This window comes from Corynebacterium timonense (genome assembly GCF_900105305.1).
GTDB lineage: Bacteria > Actinomycetota > Actinomycetes > Mycobacteriales > Mycobacteriaceae > Corynebacterium > Corynebacterium timonense.
Window position 1 is genome coordinate 2,319,792 of record NZ_LT629765.1, and the last position, 20,380, is coordinate 2,340,171.

At 62.8% G+C, this 20,380-nt stretch carries 17 protein-coding genes, 1 pseudogene and 1 other annotated feature; of the genes and pseudogenes, 9 read left to right on the plus strand and 9 right to left on the minus strand.

All coding sequences use genetic code 11. The features are described from left to right. Nucleotides 1-217: 217 nt before the first annotated feature. From BLT81_RS12810 to BLT81_RS11040, 3 genes are all read left to right on the plus strand, one after another. Entirely contained in the window at nt 218-733 is a 516-nt protein-coding gene (locus BLT81_RS12810; RefSeq protein WP_155860786.1) for a hypothetical protein, read from the plus strand. 172 nt (nt 734-905) lie between these two features. Then, nucleotides 906-1,844 (plus strand): restriction endonuclease, encoded by a 939-nt coding sequence (locus BLT81_RS11035; protein ID WP_019193529.1) that lies wholly within the window; start codon nt 906-908, stop codon nt 1,842-1,844. 100 nt (nt 1,845-1,944) lie between these two features. Beyond that, complete coding sequence (locus BLT81_RS11040) at nt 1,945-3,108, plus strand: Fic family protein (RefSeq protein WP_040420960.1); 1,164 nt, start codon at nt 1,945-1,947, stop codon at nt 3,106-3,108. Nucleotides 3,109-3,221: 113 nt separating this feature from the next. Here BLT81_RS11040 and BLT81_RS11045 read toward each other — a convergent pair whose 3' ends face one another. Then, nucleotides 3,222-3,917, minus strand: coding sequence for an ATP-binding protein (locus BLT81_RS11045; RefSeq protein WP_083337275.1), 696 nt, complete (start codon nt 3,915-3,917; stop codon nt 3,222-3,224). 71 nt (nt 3,918-3,988) lie between these two features. Here BLT81_RS11045 and BLT81_RS11050 point away from each other — a divergent pair, with 71 nt between their 5' ends. Next, nucleotides 3,989-4,300 carry a transposase gene (locus tag BLT81_RS11050; RefSeq protein WP_019193526.1) on the plus strand — a complete coding sequence of 104 codons (312 nt, stop codon included), beginning with the start codon at nt 3,989-3,991 and terminating at the stop codon, nt 4,298-4,300. After that, nucleotides 4,261-4,389, plus strand: a sequence feature (AL1L pseudoknot). Its footprint overlaps the gene before it by 40 nt. Beyond that, nucleotides 4,279-5,205, plus strand: coding sequence for an IS3 family transposase (locus BLT81_RS11055; protein WP_019193525.1), 927 nt, complete (start codon nt 4,279-4,281; stop codon nt 5,203-5,205). (Overlaps the previous feature by 111 nt.) The genes BLT81_RS11050 and BLT81_RS11055 overlap by 22 nt, the downstream gene beginning before the upstream one ends. A 103-nt stretch (nt 5,206-5,308) precedes the next feature. On the opposite strand, the gene istA is transcribed toward BLT81_RS11055, so the two are convergent. The 5 genes from istA to BLT81_RS11080 form a co-directional block, all read right to left on the minus strand. After that, nucleotides 5,309-6,943 carry an IS21 family transposase gene (gene istA / locus BLT81_RS11060; RefSeq protein WP_083337276.1) on the minus strand — a complete coding sequence of 545 codons (1,635 nt, stop codon included), beginning with the start codon at nt 6,941-6,943 and terminating at the stop codon, nt 5,309-5,311. Nucleotides 6,944-7,182: 239 nt separating this feature from the next. Beyond that, entirely contained in the window at nt 7,183-8,283 is a 1,101-nt protein-coding gene (locus BLT81_RS11065) for a Wadjet anti-phage system protein JetD domain-containing protein (protein WP_040420958.1), read from the minus strand. After that, nucleotides 8,270-11,620: an ATP-binding protein gene (locus BLT81_RS11070; RefSeq protein ID WP_019193522.1), complete on the minus strand. Its 3,351-nt coding sequence runs from the start codon at nt 11,618-11,620 to the stop codon at nt 8,270-8,272. The genes BLT81_RS11065 and BLT81_RS11070 overlap by 14 nt, the downstream gene beginning before the upstream one ends. Further along, entirely contained in the window at nt 11,617-12,204 is a 588-nt protein-coding gene (locus BLT81_RS11075; protein WP_019193521.1) for a DUF4194 domain-containing protein, read from the minus strand. The genes BLT81_RS11070 and BLT81_RS11075 overlap by 4 nt, the downstream gene beginning before the upstream one ends. Then, entirely contained in the window at nt 12,205-13,677 is a 1,473-nt protein-coding gene (locus BLT81_RS11080) for a DUF3375 domain-containing protein (RefSeq protein ID WP_019193520.1), read from the minus strand. A 169-nt stretch (nt 13,678-13,846) separates the two neighbouring features. Here BLT81_RS11080 and BLT81_RS13435 point away from each other — a divergent pair. Further along, nucleotides 13,847-14,062, plus strand: a pseudogene (locus tag BLT81_RS13435) (hypothetical protein); the annotation flags it as partial. Between the two features lie 74 nt (nt 14,063-14,136). On the opposite strand, the gene BLT81_RS11090 reads toward BLT81_RS13435, so the two are convergent. Then, nucleotides 14,137-14,988 carry a GDSL-type esterase/lipase family protein gene (locus BLT81_RS11090; RefSeq protein ID WP_019193519.1) on the minus strand — a complete coding sequence of 284 codons (852 nt, stop codon included), beginning with the start codon at nt 14,986-14,988 and terminating at the stop codon, nt 14,137-14,139. A gap of 138 nt (nt 14,989-15,126) precedes the next feature. Between BLT81_RS11090 and BLT81_RS11095 the strand changes: the two genes are divergently transcribed. Then, complete coding sequence (locus tag BLT81_RS11095) at nt 15,127-16,338, plus strand: amidohydrolase (RefSeq protein ID WP_019193518.1); 1,212 nt, start codon at nt 15,127-15,129, stop codon at nt 16,336-16,338. A gap of 9 nt (nt 16,339-16,347) precedes the next feature. Here the strand turns inward: BLT81_RS11095 and dcuC are convergent, their stop codons facing one another. Continuing rightward, entirely contained in the window at nt 16,348-17,757 is a 1,410-nt protein-coding gene (gene dcuC / locus BLT81_RS11100) for a C4-dicarboxylate transporter DcuC (RefSeq protein WP_019193517.1), read from the minus strand. A 172-nt stretch (nt 17,758-17,929) separates the two neighbouring features. On the opposite strand from dcuC, the gene BLT81_RS11105 reads away from it, so the two are divergent. Then, complete coding sequence (locus tag BLT81_RS11105; RefSeq protein ID WP_019193516.1) at nt 17,930-18,304, plus strand: ectoine synthase; 375 nt, start codon at nt 17,930-17,932, stop codon at nt 18,302-18,304. Between the two features lie 32 nt (nt 18,305-18,336). On the opposite strand, the gene BLT81_RS11110 is transcribed toward BLT81_RS11105, so the two are convergent. Further along, complete coding sequence (locus tag BLT81_RS11110) at nt 18,337-19,578, minus strand: Nramp family divalent metal transporter (RefSeq protein WP_040420955.1); 1,242 nt, start codon at nt 19,576-19,578, stop codon at nt 18,337-18,339. A gap of 136 nt (nt 19,579-19,714) precedes the next feature. Between BLT81_RS11110 and BLT81_RS11115 the strand changes: the two genes are divergently transcribed. Then, a complete protein-coding gene (locus tag BLT81_RS11115) occupies nt 19,715-20,278 on the plus strand; it encodes a TetR/AcrR family transcriptional regulator (RefSeq protein WP_019193514.1) in 564 nt (187 codons plus the stop codon). Nucleotides 20,279-20,380 lie beyond the last annotated feature (102 nt).

A 20,380-nucleotide genomic window follows, 5' to 3' on the forward strand; every position in this document is an offset into this window, starting at 1 on the left:
GGATCACCCGTTTGACTCGGGCCTATAGCACAGGCTGGCCGACGGCGCTCTTAACCAGACTCAACTGCTACCGCCTACTCCTCATTGACGAGGTCGGCTACGTTTCGGCCGTCGCAAGTGGGCTACTTTTCAAGCGTCGCTAACGGCCATGGTTATGTTATTCCAACCGAAACTCTAGTCCAGCGCCGCTACTAGTCACGGTTAGTAGGCTAAAGGAGTGGTCGAATCGCTTTCCGCAGATGCCGTCGTTGCTTCTGTATTCAGTGTCCTGACGGTCCTACTTGCACACCGGCTCAATGAGTATAAACCTCCAACGCAACGCTACATCGCCTCAGTAGAAAAGTTATTTGAGTTTGCAAAATTGTCGAGCCTTGAAAGGCTGGATGCCTATACCCTCGATAACCGAAAGAGTGCTTATGTACTGCGCATGCACCGGGTCCATGTTCGGGAGATCTTGGAACGAGATTCTTTCGAACTGGCAAAAGCTCTTTACAAGCCCGATAGAGTGCCTATCGCTATCTTGGCCCTTCAACTCGCCTGTCAAGCCGCCCTTTTTTATATTTGTTACACTACCTCCGCAGGCTGGCTGAAGGTCGTTTGCATCGGTCTACTCCTTTTTCAGTCCTATTCCACGGGCAAGTCAATTAATTTGATATTGCGAGTGCGCAAATCTTCCAAAATTAACTCTGCCATGATCGAGCAGGTGCTCGATCATAAATGGCTAACCTTTTGAGTGAACCGAAACGAATGAGACAGTTGACGCCAGAACCACGAATTGGCCAAGATCAAATGGTCACGTCCTCATTGGGCGAGTCGCGGGGACGCTGCCGACTGGGCTACTTTTCACGCGCCGCCATCAAGTCGGACACGCTGCTTTCACGCAATCGGTCTGTCACAATAGGAAGATGGGCGCAGATCAGAACTCCTCGTTTACGGATCAAGGTATCCCCACTCACCAGCAGCTTGTTGTGCCAATCTTGAAAGCAGTAAAAAGCCTTGGAGGTTCCGCCAAGACGAATGAAATTGAAGAGTCGGTCCTGGAGCTGATTCCCGGCTCAGAGCAGTTGGTACAGATCACTTATCAATCGCGGCCGCAGATGTCTGTATTGGTGGACCGCATTGGGTGGGGGCGCTCGACAGCCAAACGCATTGGTGCCCTCGAGCAGCCAGCAAGCAGGATGTACCTCCTTACAGATATTGGAGCTGAGATTCTCAAACTTGCCGACGACGAGGCTTACGAAAAGGTTCGGGATCTGGACAGAGAAGCTTTTCGCGCCCGGAGAAAGCAAAAGGAACTCGAAGCACCTACTAGCAGCCCTACCCACCAGGAGGAACTTCCGGATGATGACATTCTGGCTGATTCGAGCGAAGAACAGAAGGAAGCCGACTGGAAGAGCCAATTGCTCGGGCGTCTTCACCAGCTATCCCCAGAGGCTTTCGAAAAGTTCGTCATATATCTGTTGCGCCGGCAAGGATTGAAACTCCAGCATTCAGGCGGTCCGGGCGACGAGGGGGTCGATGCAATCGGCACCGCCCCTCTGAGCTCGGTTCTTTCGACGCGTGTCGCGGTGCAGGTTAAACGATACGCACCTGATGGCAAGCCAATCGGCCGAGAGACGGTAGCGCTGTTTCAGCGCGATGCGCAAACGAAGGGGGCGGAGCGTGCCATCATCGTGACACTGAGCCGTTTCACGGAAAGCGCACGAAAGGCTGCCACTTCCACAATCCCGACGGTCGATCTGATAAGTGGTGACCGGTTAGCGGAGCTCATTCGGGAGGACGGTGAGTCTGGGGTAACGCTTCGTCCAACCGTGGACCTCGGTTGGTTTGACAAGTTTGAGTAGGAGGCGCGCAACCTTTCCCATGTGGCCAGAGGAGAAAGAATAGACATTCAAACTGTCGTGTTGTTGCACTACCGATAGTTTGACTAGGTATCTTGGGCGCATGACATGGCCATCCGTCAATTTTGAGGAACTGCCCCAGCGGTCGTCGCTGGAGGGGCTTTCTCGCCGCGCCCTGCGTAACGCCCCGTCGACATACAGGAGCGCCGTCGTGCCTGCGATCGCGGATGCGCAGCTCGACCTTGACGCCGACATGGTGTCGGAGGTGGAAGATGTCACGCTCGCGGTGAAAGAGTTTGACCTATATAACGCCCGCCATTCTCCCCTCCTGCTGCGCAGTGAATCGCTCGCGTCCAGCCAAATTGAGCACCTGACGTCGTCCGCGCGCCGGATCCTGGAAGCGGAACTCACGGACCTCGCCGGCACCAACGCCCGGTTGATCGTCGCAAACACGAGGCAGATGCAGGAAGCGGCGGCGATGGATGGGGCGTCGACAAGCGTGCTCCTTCACATGCACGACGTCCTTCTCCGGGAGTCGGCTCCGGAGATCGCGGGTAAGCTCCGCGAGCAGCCGGTGTGGATCGGCGGACACGACATGTACCCGCGCGATGCGCTGTTCGTGCCCCCGCACCACACGCACATCCCCGCGCTGATGGAAGACCTCGAGGCCTTCAACCGGCGCCGTGACCTGCCTATTCTCGTTCACGCCGCCCTGGCCCACGCCCAGTTTGAGACGATCCACCCTTTCGCGGACGGCAACGGCCGGACGGGGCGCGCACTCGTGCACGTGCTGCTGCGGCAGCGCGGCCTGACCAGGGAGACGTCCCTCCCCCTCTCCGCGGGGCTGCTGGGGGATCTCGATTCCTACTTCGCTGCGCTCGACGCCTACCGGGCGGGCCGACCGGCCGAGATCATCGAGCTCTTCGTTCGCTCGGCCCTCGGCGCCGTGGAGAGGGGGACGTGGCTCGCGACCGAACTGACCATCCTGCGAGAAGAATGGGAAAGCATGCTGACCGCCCGCGGCGGCGCGCTGGTGTGGCGCCTCATCCCCCTCCTGCTGCAACGGCCGGTGGTCACCTCGAAGATCGTCGCCGAAGAGCTTGGTGCGAGCCAGGTCAGCGCCCGAAACGCGCTGGATTCCCTCGAGGAGGCAGGCATCCTGGCGTCCGCGAAGCTGGACAACCGAACCCGCGCGTGGAGGGCCGTTGAGGTGCTCGCGCTTCTCGACGGCTTTGCCACCCGCACCGGACATCGCCAAGCCCCGTAACGCCTCAAGCCCCGTAATTGTTCAGAAGACCGAAATGGTAGCGGTGTGGTGAGTATCTGGTAGCGCCTGAGTGGGTACCCGGTAGCGGTATCTCACTCAGGCGTTGCCGGTTGTTATGCGTTGGTGGTCAGGCGCATGTTTGGTCCTTCGAGTGTGATGATTTCGGCGCCGGAGACGAGTCGGTTGAGGATTGACTCGGAGATCACGGCGTCGGGGATGGACTTGTACCACTCGTGTGGGGTGAACTGTGAGGTCACAATGGTTGAGACTTTGCGTTCCCGCCCGGCGAGGGTATTGAGTAGTTGGTGCGCGGTCGCGGCATCAACAGGTGTGGTGAGAAAGTCATCCAGGACTAGGACGTCGACGTCGTGGAGTTGCTGGATGAACTTCAGCCGTGTGGGGTTATCGGGTTGGAGGACTGCCAGTTCGGCGGCGAGCATGTCGGTGCGGTAGAACCGTGCGGAGTAGTCGTTGCGGCATGCTGCGGTGATGAGTGCTTGGGCGAGGTAGGTTTTACCAACTGAGGATTTGCCCAGGATGACGATGTTTTGGCCCAGGTGGCACCATTGTCCGTGAGCGAGTCTGCTGACTTGCTCGGGGTTGATGTTGCGGTCAGGCGTGCACACCACGTTTTCAAGGCAAGCATCAAGGTTTGGCGATCGGGATGCTTTAAGCAGTTTGCTGATGCGTCGTTCACGCCTGGCTGCGACTTCTTTATCGAGTGCGTAGAGCACCTTTTGGGAAAACGTCCACGTGTCGAAGGCGGGATCGTTGGCGATATCGATGACGCTTCTGCCGAAGGCAGTCATCCGCAGTGCGGTGAAGTCTGGTTCGCCCCGGGTTTAATGGAGGGTAGGAATTTGGAAAAGGAGCCCTATACATGCCCTCGAAGTACTCGCCTGAGTTGAGGCAGCGCGCCATCGAATTGGTGCTGCATGCGCAAGCTGACCCTGACACGTCTCGTGGTGCGATATCCCGCATCGCTGTCGAGCTCGGAATGAGCAAGGAAACTCTGCGCGGATGGGTCCGCGCTCATAAACAATCCGGCGCGGCAACCCCGGCTGAATCGGTGGATCTTGCAGCGGAAAACCGCAGGCTGCGGGCTGAACTGATTGAAGCGAAGCGCGCTAACGAGATTTTGAAAAGAGCATCAGCTTTTTTCGCGGCGGAGTGCGAGCGCCCACACACGTAGTCGTCCGGTTCATCGACGACAACCGGGAGGAGTTCGGGGTCGAGCCGATTATTCGCGCCCTTTCAGCAACCAACGCGAAAATCGCCCTGAGCACCTACTACGCCTACAAATCCCGGCCTGAATCATCTCGATCTATCCGCGACCGACAACTACGCAAAGCTTTGCGTGCCATCTACGACGACAACTACTCCTGCTATGGAGCGCGCAAACTATGGGCCGAGGTCAATCGCCGAGGCGACTTCGGTCACCTCGCCCGGTGCACCGTCGAGCGCCTCATGGCACTCGAAGGCATCCGTGGTATCCGGCGCCGGAAGAAAAAGCCCTCGACCCGCAGCGCTGCCCCCGATAACTGCCCAGTCGACTTGGTCGAGCGCGACTTTTGTGTCGATGCGCCGAACCGGCTGTGGGTCGCGGATATCACATACATCCCCACGCGTGTCGGGTGGGTGTATGCCTCGTTCGTTCTCGACGCGTGTACACGGGAGATTGTTGGCTGGCAGATCACCAACCACATGCGCCCATCACTGGCTAAAGACGCGCTCGAGATGGCCTTGTCAGCGCGCGTGCGCGCCGGTGAAGATGTCTCCGGTCTGATCCATCACTCAGACAGGGGCGTGCAGTACCGGTCGGTCGTCTATGGAGAGACCTTGGCTCAGTCGCAGGTTATCGCTTCGGTTGGCTCGCGGGGAGACTCCTACGACAACGCGATGGCAGAAGCGCTGAACTCAGTGTTCAAAGCTGAACTCATCGACCGTAGGACCTGGCCGGGGCTGCGAGATGTTCTCGTCGCGACGTCGACATGGGTCGGCTGGTACAACAACCGTCGTGTGCACTCGGCGCTAGCGTACCGCTCACCCTGCGAGGCCCATCAGGAATACACCGCCGCGAACACCCAAGCGGCCTAATCGACAACAATAGGACCCTCTACAAAACTCGGGGCTTGACAGTCGGCCAGGACGGATTCGTCAAGGAAGCGATCTGTTGGCGGGGTTGGTGAGGACATGGGTTTTAGTTTCCTTTCTTAGCGAGGTTGTCCATGCTGAACTGGTCTGCACCGCCAAGGAACGCGCCGGTGGTGTCCCGGTCAGCGGCTACAGGTCGGGCGGGTTGGTTGGTTGTGGTGCTGCGCGGGGGCTGGTCAAACCCGCGTGGTCGGGTTGCGTGTTCCTTGCGGACAGCGGCCATCATGTTTTTGACTGCGGTATATGACACTGCCCGTCGGCTGCCGTCGTTGGCGGTCAGGCGTTGGCATGCTTCTTCCAGGATTGGTTTGTTGGCATGCTTGCCCATCGACAGCACGTTTCGGCAGGACTGGTATGCCTGGGCCGGGATGGCTTTCGCCGTGATGAGTTCTTCGATGACCTTGCGCGTTGCCGGGCCAACTTTGCTGGCTTCGCGATAAAAGTAGTCGCTTGTCCACAGTCCACGGGTGGAGTCCATTCCAGATGGAATGTGCTCGTAGTCAGTGACATAGGCCCCACGCTTATGTGAAACCCGGTGGGTTGCCACGGTTGCCCCTTGGTCAAAGACGGTCAACATCTGGCCGGTGATGCGCACATCGACAGTGCGGCCAACAAGCTGGTGCGGAACGGAGTAACGCACTGTTGCAACCGTGACATGGAAATCCGGGGCCACTTTTGCCCGTTTCCACTCGGTGTGTTGCCACGGGGTTGCCGGCAGATCCGCAAGCAGATGCTGTTCGTGCTCTTCAAAGAGATCCCTCCGGCTTGACTGCTGGCTGCGAAACGGCACGGACGTGTTGATTGCGTCGACGAAGCCCACAATCTTTTCGTTGAGCTCGTCAAGGTCAACACACTGGTGGCCATTAAGCGCGTGGATGACTTTGTGTGTGACGATCTTTACCGCAGCTTCCACATTTGCTTTATCCTTCGGACGACGCGCGCGTGTGGGAAGTGCTGCTGTGTTGTAGTGCTCCAAGAACTGCTGGTAGGTGTCGTTGACCTTCCGATTCCTATCGGCAGTGCTGATCGCATTCGACGCCGTCGACGCGTTATCTGGGACAACAACCTGGCAGACCCCACCGAAGTAGTCAAACGCTTGACGGTGAGCATCAAGCCAGGACTGTTGCCGCTGGTCAGCACACGCACATGCAAAGAGCATCCCTGAATATGGCAGCGAGGCGACGAAAACACTGACTTTCGCACCCGGTGTGCCCGCCGGGTCGTACAGGCGCATCTTGGTCCCAGCCCAGTCCACCTGCATCGTATGCCCTGGTGCATGGGTGATCCGGGCGGTAAGCCCGGCCGCGTCGACATGGGAGGCAACCAGTTGGCGGAACCGGTCATAGCTGTAGTGACGCTGGCCCAGCTGGGCCGGCGTTGTGGTGGAGCGAGCCCACAATACTTGCAGTGTTAGCTTCACCCGTCCTGTGCGTGCTTTGACGACCGCGTCAAAGTCAATCGGGACGAACTCGCCTTGCCCGCTACTGCGTCTATCTACGAATATCTCGTCCAACTCGTCATCCGTCAACGCCGCGACCTGTTCAACAGTGGTCAGACCAAGGCTTCGCAGTGCTTGGTTCGCTCGTGAAATCGCGCGGTGCGAGCATCCGAGCTGGTGTTCAATCTGGCGGTAAGAACGCTGCCGAATCAGCAGCGTCATCACCGCACGGTAATCCGTCATAAGCGGACTCCTTCCAGTACGAGCCGCACCCGAGTGGTGCGGCTACCGGAAGTATCACCTTGAGCGCTGTGAGCTGCTACCGGATACTCACTGAAGCGCTACCGGAAAGTCACGACGCTGCTACCAAATAGCCGGTCGCAACACCGTAATGCCCGATGTCTAACGTGAAACGTCTTTGGCAGCCATTGTGGCATGTCACGGCTGCCTCGCGCAGTCATGAGACCCCACGCGATGTGCAGCTAGCTGTACTCCCCCTGCACAGCCTGCCGCAAACGCTGCACTGCGTAGTCGAAAACGATTCTCTCCTGCTCGATGCGCAGGCATCCGCCTGCCGAGCGACCACGCAGGAATTCGAGCGTCAACGTCTCCGCCGGGGTGAGCAGTCGCGGGGTGAAGCGGCTGGGTTGCGGTTCCTCCACCGCCAAGTCCTCGTGGTCGCGCGCTGTGTCGATATCCATGAGGACGGACCGGGCGCGAGGCAGGTAGCGGCGCACGATATCGAGGATGTACAAGCCGTGGGAGTCGAGGTCGCCCCAGTACAGAACGTCTGCCTCGGCAAGTCCTGGAAGTTGCGCGGCGAGCGTGTGGGCGTGTAGTCCACCGCCGAAGACGGCTACGGTGCTGTCCAGCTTCGGCAGGGCAAGGAAGGTCTGGTGGTTCTCCACAATGAGCACCTTTTCGGCAGGCAAACCACCGATATCTGTGACGGGGCAGGCCCAATGTCTCGCCGCGCCCGCACTGTCGAGAGTGCGCAGCTCCACCATCTGGGGCTTCGGCCGGAACTGTAGCGGCCCGGCCACGGCTTCGACGACGGCTCGGCGCGACTCCAGCCACTTTGTGTCAACGCCGAAGATGGGCAGTTCGCGGATGTAGTAGTCGGTGGGGTCGTGGGTTCGCAGCCAGCTGATGACCTCGATGTACTGGTTGACCGTTGCATCATCCCAGACCTCCCACGCGGCGAGGCGTCCGATCAATGGAGAGCGCACGTCGTCTCCGAGTTCTTCGCAGACGTGGTCCAGCACGGTGTTGATCCTGCTCCAGTGCCTCTCCTCGCCGGCCACGCGGGCGGCGGCTGCGGGATTGTTCAATTCCACGCGCGCGGGTAGCGAGTAGGTGCCCAGGTAGCCGAGCTTCTTGTCCTCCCACACGGAGGGTATGGTGCTGCGATTCCACTCGTCGATCCAGGAGCGCACCGAAAGGCCGTCGTCACGCTCTGCGGCCCTGCCCGTCGGGGGCTGGAGGTTGATGGTCAGCCCGGTGAACTCGCCGCCCAGCCACGCGCGGTGGTTGCGCGAGTAGAACGTCGCAGCCCGGGCGCGCACCTCTCTAGGCGTCTTCATCCGCCACCTCTTCGATGGTCAGCGAACTTGTCCGAGAGCGCTTCCGGTCGGGGCACTCGACCATGAGCACTCCCCCGATGTAATCCTGCACCGTCTGCAGTAGCTTCTCCGGGGTGGCCAGGATCATGTGGAACCCGAACTGGCGGAAGGCGTCCATGGCGGCGCGCGTGAACTCGGTGTCGGCTCGGTCGAAGGCCTCGTCGAGCACGATGGTGCCAAAGCGCGGGTAAATCTCCCCGTCCAGCTGCACCGTCGAGTTGCGAGCCTGCGAGGCGGACATCCCGGTGCCCGTGAGCCGGTAACGCAAGGCCGCCGCGAGGCAGAACGAGGAAAGCTTCTGGGCCTGGCCCCCGGACAGGCCCTCGGCTGAGTCGTAGACCGCGCCGCGCGCCCCGTCGGCGCTGTACTCCACACCCAAGAACTTCACGTGTTCGCGTGTGTCCAGCCGCAGCTGGCGCTCGCGCGGTGAGGTGTTGTCGGAGACCGTCACCGCGTCAATCACCGCGCGCAGTTTGTGGAAGCGCTTTTCGCTTTCCTCCTGGTCAGCGTCGTTGATCATGCCCTCCATTGCGGCGTCGAGAAGCTCAACGAAACCCCGGGTGATTGCTGGCTGCGCTTCGCGCACCTCGATCGTCAGATGCGTGCCCGGGTAGAATTCCACCTCCGCCAGTGAGTCGTTGATCATCTGAATCGAGTTGCGCGTCTTTGTCGCCGCGTCCCGGATGAGCCGTCGCAACCTTCCCAGGTGCTTGTGGGTTTGGTCGCGGAGCATCTCCCGGAAGCGCTGTTCGAAGCGCGGCAGATCATCGGACTCGAGACGCGCAAGCTCTTTGAGGAAGTCCTTCTCCCAGGCTGCATCGGCACTGAGATCGCCTTGGCGCTGTGGCCAGCGCAGAAGGTAGCGGTTCATGGCGTCGCGAAGCTGGCTGTCGTAGCGGCTGGAACGGTCTTTCAGCGCCGCCAGCCTGTCCTCAATGACCCTGGTGAGCCGGTGTGAGAGGCGGTCGATGTTGTCGGCGCGGATGGAGCGATCGATCGCGTGGCAACGCTCCTCGAGCCGTGCGTCCACTTCCGCCGGCACCACGCGCTCCCCCACCTGCAGCCGTGCCTTCTCCAGGATCGCCTCCGCCTGCTGGAGCTCGGTGCGCAGTCCGCCCCGGGTCCCGAGAAGCTCCTCCAGAGTCTTCTCTATGTCCCGCCGGGCGGCCTGAGCCGACGAGAGTTGCTTCTTCAGGGCCGCTAGCTCCGTGTTACCGTCGGTCAGATCGTCGACGAGCTGCTGAGCGTCGCCAAGCTGAGCGGTGGTGGCGGCAACATCGATGTCAGCGAAGTCCCTCGTTTCGAGCAGCCGCTCGATGGTGGATAGCTGGATGCGCTGTGTGTGCAGGGCATCTTTGATCAGGTCACGCGAGCGTGTGGCAGCGCCGAGTTTCTCCGTCACAGCGCGAACTGCCGCCTGGAGTTCGTCGATTTTGTCATCCAGGTTGCCCCACAGCACCCACCGCGACTTGTCCTCGACGCGGCTGCGGTCATCCTTGACGTGGTCGTGCGGGTTGTGTTTCACCAAGCCCTGGCGGGTGACGGCGCGCCGGGCGGCCCGGAATTCGTCCATGGTCTCGCAGCAGAGGTGGTCAAAGCTCTTGGAGAGCTGTGTTTGAATCCAGTCGTGGAACCGCCCCTCGGCGACTTCAATTTTCTGGCCCAGCGAGCCCTGCACAAACGAAGGCGGCCGCTGGTTCTCCAGCTGGGGGCTGAATCGGGTGTAGGATACCTTCGCCCCGAGGTGCGTCGCGTTGATCGCGGAGGAGACCTGTGCGTACAGCTCCTCCGGCACGATAAGTGTCCGGGCGAAGCCACCCATGACACGTTCTGCAGCACCCTGCCATGCGTCTTCGCCCGGTCTCATACTCATCAGGTCCGCGACGAAGGGAAGGTCCTTCTCCCTGACGCCCGCGACCTGCGAGATGAGTGACCGCGCACCAATCAACCGGCTGTCCATCGCGGAGCCGGACGAGCGCAGCGTCTCCAGCTCCTTGATGCGGTTGTTCTTGATGGTGACAAGCTCGTAGACACGCCCCTGCGCCTGCTCCAATTTGGTTTCGTTGTCAGCATGTCGCTGGCGTAGATTGTCCCGCTCTGCTTCGAGTTGCAGCCGGAGGTTGGAGAACTCGTCGACTGTTCCCGGCATCGCGGCGTTCAGAACCTTCAGCCTCTCCGTGTAGTCCGTCTCGGCCCGCGTCACCCTTTTCAGCTGCTCTCGCAGCGCATCGCGGCGTGCCTCTGCGGCGACAAGCGAGGAGTCCTGCGCGCCGTGAATGAGGGTGCGCAGTCGGTCCTGCTCCGCTGCATTCTCCTCGCGCCGGGTGTTTTCCGCGGTGATGGTTCCGTCGATGGCCGCAAGCTCGGACGTCAGTTGGGCCCGCTGCTTCTGGGCGAATCGTTGCTTCCATGTATTGATGAACAGCTCGAGGTGCTCGCGTTCCTCGTTGACGGTGAGCAGCTCGGTGGCCACGTCCGAGCGTTTTTCGGCCGCTACCCGCACCGGCAGCAGGTGCTCGATCTGCTCGCGGGCATCCACCACAGAGGAATACGCCGTGTGCAGGTCCGTGAAGTTCTCCGCCGCCTGCTCCGCGATGGCGAACGTCTCCGGCTCCGGAAGCATGAATGCGCGCATCAGGTGGTTGAGATCCCCGAGCGTTTTCGCGGACTGTGTGCGGTGCAGCAGATCCAAGGCCCCTTCGTCGGTGATTCCGACGGCACGGCGCAGCGCCGCAATGAACTGGGGGTGGTTGCGGCTCACGTGCAGCGCGGACGCGTACTGCTTTTTCGCCTCCGTCACAGGCAGGTTCTTCAGCGCCAGGGGCTCGAACTCCGTCAGGCTCGCCTCGCGGGGAAGGAGCAGGTAAAGGTCCACCATCTCCTGGCGCGAGTAGGCGTTCGCTGGCAGGAACATGAGCCGGCAGGCGGTGACCACGCCCTCGGCACCGTTGTCGTAGCGCAGCGCCACGCCGCTCCAGGTCGCTCCCTGGCGCAGGTAGGACTGGGTCAGTTCGTCGGCCTCGACAGAGTGTTCGCGGCGCCACGCCCCGCGGCAGTAGGTGACGAGGTTTCGTCCTGATTGGGAGTGACTGTCAGCAGCCGCGTTGAAGCGGACTTTGCTGGGTGGCACCAGGATGGTCGAGAGGGCGTCGATAAGCGTGGACTTGCCCGACCCCGATGGGCCCGTGATGAGGAAGCCTTCCCGCGCTACGTTCACCGTGTGCAGGTTGTCGAAGGTTCCCCAGTTGTACACCTGGACCTGGGACAGTCGAAATTGGCCTGGGATGATGGCGGTCACTGCTCGTCCTCCAGAAGTGCGCGGAATGATTCGGTGACGGCGGCGATTTCCTCGCCGGAGAAGATGATGCGCAGTACCGGGGAGACCTCGAAGCGGCCTTCGGTGGGGGTGGAGACGATGATGGAGTAGCTCTTCATCTTGTTCCACGAGGCAGTGAACCGCTTGCGCTGGTTGGTCTTGTCCGTGCCCCCGTGGCCCTGGTACGGCAGGGTCGCCTCGAACACCTCGCCCTCGTCCACGATGGTGCGCTCGTTGGGGTTGGTGGTTACCAGCTCGCGGCGCAGATGCAGGATGACCACCGTATCCATGAACGTCAGCGACTGTTTCCGCAGCAGAGCGCGTTTGTCAGGCACCTCCACGTCCCACGCCTTGGTGTAGGCGACACCTGCGTTGTCGTCGACGATGAGGGTGAGAAAGAGGTTGTCCAGCTGCTGCGCGAGCAGCTCCCGCGAACCCGACACAGTCTGGAACACCTCCGGTGCCTTGATGCTGGACACGTACGGGCCGCGGATGAGCTCCGCCAGCGCCCGGCGCTGCAGGCCGGTCAGGGTGCCGGTGTCGGTCTCATGAAGCTTGTTGTCCATCTAAACGTGTCCAATCTTTTCGCCGAATTCGAATCGTGCATACCTGGCGCGGAAACTCTTACCGCCTGGGCGCTGCCAGTGCAGGAACTCGGTGCCGTCGGCCCGCTCGCCGTGGTCGTGCGCAAGCTTGATCAGTCCCACGACGCTCGCCAAGCCTTGGGTTGCGGGGTGAGCGGAAAGCACCTCGCTTATCGACGCCCTCCCGCTCCTGCCCACCACATCATTGATTGCCCCGCGCAGCTCCTCCCAATCAATCTCGGATTCCCGGATCCTCGCGCGCATCGCCTCAAAGTCGATCTCCCCCGACTCGTTGACTTCCATGTTGGGCTCGATGCGGTACTCCATCGGGTCGTAGAGTTCCCAGCTCGACAGCGAGGTCGGCTGCCGGGTGGTCAGCTCCAGATCGAACTCGATGGACTCGTAGGGTTTGATGCCGCGCTGCGCGAGTTGGAGAGCGAGCTGCTGGGCGGTATTGATCGCCCTGGTCAATGCCTGCTGCGACTCCGCCTCGCGGGACTGCACGAACCTTCTCAGCGATCTGGACAGGCCCGTCATCGAGTCATGGACTTGCCCCGACGAGGTGTCCAGTGTGTCTACCAGCTGTGCCAGCTCCGTTCGCTCCAGCGGATCAAGCTTGTCCACGAAATCACGGGACAGTACGGAGCTGACAGTCGCGTCGAACTGCTTGGATCGCTCCGGGTCGAGGAAGACCTCGTAGAAGCCGTTGAAGGCTTTACCCGCCTCGGACTCGGTAATCAGATCCACACCCCGAAACACGTTGTCCAACACCTCGCCGGCGTTGAGTTGTTCATCGACTATCGATTCCCGCAGATCCCTGTCGACCTCCTCGATCTCCTCCCGTACACGGGAAAAGTCCGTCGGCAAATCGCTCGCCAGGGCCAGGATCTCGCGCGCCTTCTCCACGGCCTCCGCATCAGATATGATGCCGACCCCGTTCATACGGATCTGCTCGATGCGCGCCTGCAGCTGATCGCGCTGCTGCTCGAGGCGTCGAATAGCGGTCGCCTCATCGGGGTCCGTCTCTGCGGCCAGGCTGTGCAAGCCCGTGAAGAGGGTGTCCAGGCGGGACTTGGTTACCGAGCGCTGCGGGTTGACCAGCTGTCGGACATAGTCGATTGCCACGTGGGCGTCCGTAGTGAGCTCGTAGAACTCATCACGTGTTCCCTGCGGGCTGCGGCGGATGAGATAACCGGCCTTGACCCAATCGTTGATGTACGCCACGGCGGATTTGGGAAGCTCCATGTCGGTTTGCTCCCGAATATCAACGAGCAGCGAGTCGACCGCTAGCGTCAGTTCGGTGCCCGCGACCTGTCGGTTACTGGACTGAAACACCGCGCTGAGCACTGACAGTACAGCTGGCGCGTTTTTGGCGCGCAACATCACCCACGCCGGGACCGAGTCCGCAAGGCGGATCATGGTGAGGGTGTCGGCAACCGCCGTCGTTCGGTTCATGAACTCAACTTAGCAAGGGGCGCCGACACGGACCGGCCACCAATCGAACGGGTGGGCGCGTGGTGCTTATCGACGCCCCCCTCCTCACCCGGTTGATGATCCGCCACGTCCACGGAGTGCAGGTCACACTTCGAGTAGCGCCCGCTCACCCCCCGTTACACATGGCCCCATGTTCAAGGACACGAAGGAAGTCTCCACCGCGGCGGCCGCTTTCCTGCCGGCAGAGTTTGTCGGAAAGGCGCTGGCGTATCTCATCGAGGAAATCGGGGTGGAACCTGGTGGGGCCGCCGAGGTTCCTTTGGGTTCCTCGCGGGTTGGCGGTCTCCCCGACCTGCCGAAGGGCGCTGAATGGCCCGCAGGTCCGGGCGGTATGCCCTACGCATTCATCGCCCAGATCAGACACAGAAGCGCCGGGCACTCCGCCATCGTCGGCGGCAACGCCGCGCTCGAGCAGCGCCCTTACACCACCGGCGCGAGTCGCTGGGTGATGAACTCGCTACCAGCGTCGGAGGGGTGCAAAGCCATGGTCGTGTTGGGGGTCGTGGTGTCGATAAAACCTGCGACATGGCGCTGGGACGCGTCGCGGTTGCAGCTGGTGTGGCCGGCGGAGGGCAAGCGCATCTCCACGAACTCCGCGCCGATCGCGTCGGCGGCGGCGCGCTGGTTGTGCTCGTTGTCGTGCTCGACCGCCTGGAGGTGCGGGAGCGGGAACCCGATCGGGGCGCCCGGGATGACGTTGATCGGGCAGAACATGTGCGGCTGCGCCGGCTCGGACACCGCAAGGGAGCCGGACAGGACGATGCTGGCCTCCGGGGCCACCGCACGGATTTTATCAGCGGCGATCTGCATGTTGTGGACGAAGTCGTCGCGCATCGTCGACGGGAACCACGGCGTGAAGCCCTGAGCGATGCCGAAGGGGCCGTAGTCGTTCATGCCGACGGCGATGACGACGCTGCGCGTGCCGGGGTGGATGTCGCCATGCTCGATCGCGGCGTCGATGCGCCCGAGCACGCTCTGCGAGGTCTGCGCCGTGCACGACCAGTCAGCGACGGGCGCGCCGACCGCGTCGGAGAGCTTGCGCGGCCAGTTGTTCGGCGCCTGCAGACACCCGCCCGTCGAGGGGTAATCGTCGACGTACTCCTGCACGCTGCGTACCTCGATGCCGCGGAGAGCATTGCGAATCTCGTCTGGGTTGGCGGTGTAGGAGTCGCCGAAGGTGACGATGTTCCCGTTCTGCGCGGCCTGGGCAGCCGGGGCACCGACGAGCGAGAGCGCGGCAAGAACGCTCGCGGCGATGCGGGCGAGCTTCATAACGTATTTTCCCCTTCCATAAATAGATCCTTAATAGTGAAACCCTATGGGAAAGATGCGGGGAGCGCCAAAACATCGCACCAAATCCCTCGGAAGGGACGCGCCTAGGGTGGAGGCTGCGAGCACGAAAGGACCCCCATGACCCCCGAGAACATCCTCAACCACTACCCAGCCGTCAAAGACAGCCAGGAGGAGCTGTATATCGACCTGCACCGCCACCCGGAGCTGTCGATGAGGGAGGACAGGACGCGGGGGGTGATCGTCGACAAGCTCACTGCCCTGGGATACGACGTTGTCGAGGTCGGCGGCGGCGTCGTGGGCACCATGACCAACGGCGAGGGGCCGACGGTGATGCTGCGCGCCGACTTTGATGGGCTACCCGTCAAGGAGGAGACGGGGCTGCCCTACGCCTCGACGGACACCGCGACCGACGCCGACGGCAACACCGTGCCCGTCATGCACGCCTGCGGCCACGACGTGCACGTCGCGTCGCTCGTCGCCATGGGCGAGATGATGGCGGCCCACCGCGGTGACTGGTCCGGCACCCTGCAGCTGCTCTTCCAGCCCGGTGAGGAAAACGGCGCCGGCGCGCGGGCCATGGTGGCCGACGGCCTGGTGGACAAGGTGGCGCGCCCCGACGTGGTGTTGGGCCAGTACGTTTTCTGCGACCACGTGCCCGCCGGCCACGTTGCGCTCAGCGCAGGGCCCGTGATGGCTACCTCGGTTAACCTGGAGATCACGCTGTACGGCGAGGGCTCTCACGGCTCCATGCCGCACCTCGGGGTGGACCCGGTGGTCATGGCGTCGGCGGTCGTACAGAACCTGCAGACGATCGTCGCGCGCGTGCTTAGCCCCTTCGAGTTCGGCGTGGTCACCGTGGGCACCTTCCACGCGGGCACGCGCCCGAACGTCATTCCGGACTCGGCGCACCTGGGCCTCAACGTGCGGGCCTACGATGCAAAGGTGCGCGAACGGATCCTCGCGGCAATCGAGCGGATCGTGCGCGCAGAGGCCCGGGCGGCGGGGGCGAAGCGCGAGCCCGAGATTGTCACCCACACCACCTTCCCCGTCCTCGACAACGACGAGTGTGTGACTGAGCGAGTCCGCAAAGGCATCGCCGCGCGCCTCGGCGCCGAGCGCATCCACCCCGCGGACCCGCTCACCGGCTCCGAGGACTTCCCCGGCATCCCGGACGCCTTCAGGGCGCCCTACTGCTACTGGTACCTCGGCGGCGCGCCGGAGGGCGTTGTCATCCCCAACCACAGTCCCGCCTTCGCCCCGCTGCTCCAGCCGACGCTGGAAACGGGGGCGAAGGCACTGGCAGCAGCGGCGCTGGCGTACCTGGGTTAGATCAACAGACTAGATAAACAGGAACGCGCACAGCACCGCCACCGCGGCGCCGGCGAACATGGGCACGATCGTGCGGCGCACCAGCTCGATCGGGTTGACGCCGAGGGCGCCGGAGACGATGAGCACCGCCGCGTTCACCGGCGAGGCCTGGCGCATGGTGTTCGAGGTGGCCCAGATGGAGGCGAGCATCTGCGGCGCGTGGATCGTGGAGTTGGCGGCCAGGCCCGGCACCATCTCGGAGAAGGCGAAGTAGGGCGCCACGCCGGAGCCGGTGAGCATGGCCATGAGGGCGGTCGCCGCCACGAAGATGAGGACGATGACCACCGCGGCGCCGGAGGAGTCGCCAGCCAGCGAGGTCAGGGCCTCGATCACGCCCATCTGGGTAATGCCTTCGACGAGGATGGCGGCGGCGACGATGAGGGCCACGACGCTGCCCGCGCCCTCGCCGAGGCCGCGGAAGAAGTGGCTGAGGTCGTCGAGCGCCTCGGAGACGGTGCGGTGGCGGATCGCCTCGATGATCATCGTGATCATGAGGGAGACCACGGTGACCGGGAGGATGTCGGCCTCGAACTCGACCACGCCCGCGCGGTTGAGGATGGCGGAGATGATGATGAGCACCAGCGGCAGAAGCGGCAGGATGGCGTAGAAGCCGGGCAGGCCCTCGGCGCGCTTCATCGCCTCGGCGACGCGGTCGTCGGAGTCCGCGGGCGAGGTGGTCACGTCGGAATCGAGCGTCTCACGCGCCGCGTCCTTCTTATCGCAGCGCCACTGCCACCACATGTGGGCGAACGCCATGACCACCAGCGCCGGGATCGTCGCCTTGGCCACGTTGCCGAAGGTGAACTCGGTGACGGACATCCCCACCAGGTCCGCACCTTGGATCAGGCCGGCCTCGAGCGGCGTGGGCACGATTGTCGACGACGTCACGATGATGGCCCCCACAGTCAGCGGGCTCAACCCCGCCGCGATGAGGGCGGGCAGCAGCGTGGCCACCAGCAGCAGCGACAGCGCGCTCGCCGAGGGCACGACCAAGGACAGCAGCGTTCCCACCGTGAAGCCGAGCGGGACCAGCCAGTAGGAACCGTTGAAGCGCTGCAGGGGGCGCGACAGTGCCACGACCGTCTTCGCGTCCGCCCCGATGTGGCGCATGTAGCCCACGAAACCGAAGAGCACCATGATGGCCATGCCGGTGCCGGCGAAGCGGGACTTGAACAGCTCCTCGACCACGAGCAGCTCGTCGTAGAACGCGTTGCCGGTGAACTCGATATCCAGCTCGGTGTGGTCGACGCGGCCCGTCGCCGCGGCGATCATGAGAAGGAGGACGCCCACCGCGAAAATGGCCGATGCCGCGTGGACCCGTTTGTAGATGAAATACCCAACCGCAATAATCGCCGCGATGGCGATGGCTATGTATACCATAGTTCAAGTGTATTTCTAGCCTTCAGGTTGCGCTCGGCGAATCCACAGTTGAACGCCATGATGTGGCGAGTTTCATAGGCGCAACAGTTGGGCGTCGCTAAGCAAAAGCCCGCCCCGCGACATCTCTGTACCCTCGGGACCGTAAGGCACCTAAATCTAAGGAGGATTCAGAATGTTTACCCGTTCCCGTGAGGACGTCGAGACGGTTGAGTGGGGCGGCGGCACCAGCGAGCGCGTGTTGACGGCGAAGGACAACATGGGCTTCGCGGTCGCGCACACGGTTGTCAAGGCCGGCACCGAGTCGCGCCTGCAGTACCGCAACCACCTCGAGGCCTGCTACTGCATCGGCGGCTCCGGCGAGGTCGAAGACACCGAGGGCAACGTCTACCCGATCACCCCGGGCACCATCTACGTCCTCGACGAGCACGACGCGCACTACCTGCGCGGCGGCAAGGACGAAGACCTGATCCTGGTGAGCGTCTTCAACCCGGCGATCACCGGCGACGAGAAGCACGAGCTGACCGACGACGGGTTCAGCTCGTACTAAGACCCGGCCTCAAAACCGGCCTCACAACCGGCCTAGAACAGGTCGAACAGCGAGATGCCTCCGAGGACGAGCGTGACCAGGAAGACGGCGCCGCCAAGGACGTTGGCGACGACGCCGTTGGCGTGCTCCCCGAGGAGGCGTTTGTTGTTCATGATGGCCAGCAGGAAGCCCGCGATGATGGGCAGCAGGATGCCGTTGGCGGCCTGCGCCAGGATGATCACCTGCACCGGGTCGGCGCCCGTAATCGCGATGATCGCGCCGATGATGACGACGGTGAGGAACAAGGCGCGGAACTTCGGGTCCTTGAGGTCCGAGGACCAGCCGAGCACGCCGCTGATGGCGTAGGCAGCGCCCAGCGGGCCCGCGATGGCGGACGTCAGACCGGCGGCGAACAGGCCGATGGCTAGCGCCCACGGTGCGAAGTCGCCGAGCGTGGGGCGCAGCGGCTCGGCGAGGTCTCCCGCGGACTCCGCGCTCAGGCCCTGCGTGAACATGACGGCGGCGGCCGTGGACATGATCGACAGCGTGATCAGGCCACCGACGGAGATCGAGACCGCGGTGTCCGTCCGCCCCTTCTTCAGCGCCACGTCCGGCCTCTCGTCGCCCCACTTTTCCTGCACGAGGTTCGAGTGCAGGAAGACGTTGTAGGGCACGACCGTGGTACCCACGAGCGCGATCGCCGTCAGCCCGGCGGCTTCCGGGATGCTCGGCTGGAAGATGCCGCGCATGAGCTCCCCGAGGTCGGGGCGGACCGCGATGAACGTGATGACGAACACCGCGGCCAGGATGGCGACAAGCACCGACATGAAACGCTCGAGGACCTTGTAGCTGCCGGTGAGGAACAGCGCGATGATGACCGCGGCGATGATGCCTGCCAGCACCGGGATGGGCAGCCCGGTGACGCTGTTAATCGCTAGCGAGGTGCCGGTGGTGTCGCCGCCGGCGTAGGCCGCGCCGCCGATACCGATGGCGGCGACAACCAGCGCCGTCACCAACCCCCGGCTGACCGGGTGCTCGAAGGTCTTGCGCAGCGCCTCGCCGGTGCTGAGCCTGGCGGACAGCCCGAGGCGCACCGACATCTCCTGCAGGATGATCGTGGCGAGGACGGAAAAGACGACCGCCCACGCCAGGGCGAAGCCGAAGCTCGCCCCCGTCACTGTTGCCGTGGTGACGGTGCCGGGGCCGATGAAGGAGGCGCTGATGACCAAGCCAGGCCCGACCCAGCCTGCCCTGCGGAGCCCCTCCCCTCCACTGACGGACGTACTGCCAGACATGTTTGCTCCACTTCGGTTGGGGACGAGATATGAACTATCGTAAGCCCTTTTCCAGATACGTTGGCGCGGACGCGTGTTCTGGGTCACAATGGCTGCACCCTGTTTCACAGAGTTTCACAGATACAAGGTGGTTACCATGTCCCCCCAACGCTCCCGCGGACGGCCGACGAAGGCCATCGTGACCTGCGATAAGATCACGAAGGCGGCCCTCGAAATCGCCGCCCAGCAGGGCTACTCCAAGCTCACGATGTCCGCCGTCGCCCGCGCCCTCGGTGTCTCCCCCAGCGCCCTGTACAACCACGTGTCGGGCAAGGAGGAGCTGCTCTTCATCGTCGAAGACGCCGTGATGGCGCAGGTTGACACCGCCGCCCTCGAGGCCTGCCTGGCGGGCACGATCGAGCCCGCCGAGGCGCTGACCGCTTGGGGCTCATCCTACCGGGACGTCCTGTCGCGCCACTGCGCCCTCATCGCGCACCTGGGCACGATGCCCACATTCGGCGCGCGCGGGACGGTGGAGATGTACGAGCTGGTCGTCGCGGTGGTGCGTCGGGCGGGCGTCGATGAGCGCGAGGCGATGGACGTCGTCGCGGTCCTCGAGTCCTTCATCTTCGGTGCGTCGTTCAACGTGCTTATCGACGCCCACAATCCCCACCACATCTTCGACCTCGGCCTGCGCACCCTGCTGGCGGGGCTCGTGTGACCTGCGAGCTCTGAAGAAGACTCGAACAGTCACCGCCGGGCGTTTGCGGGTCGATGTGCTGTCGTGCTTTCTGTAGGAGGTATGTACTAAAGGGGCGCGACA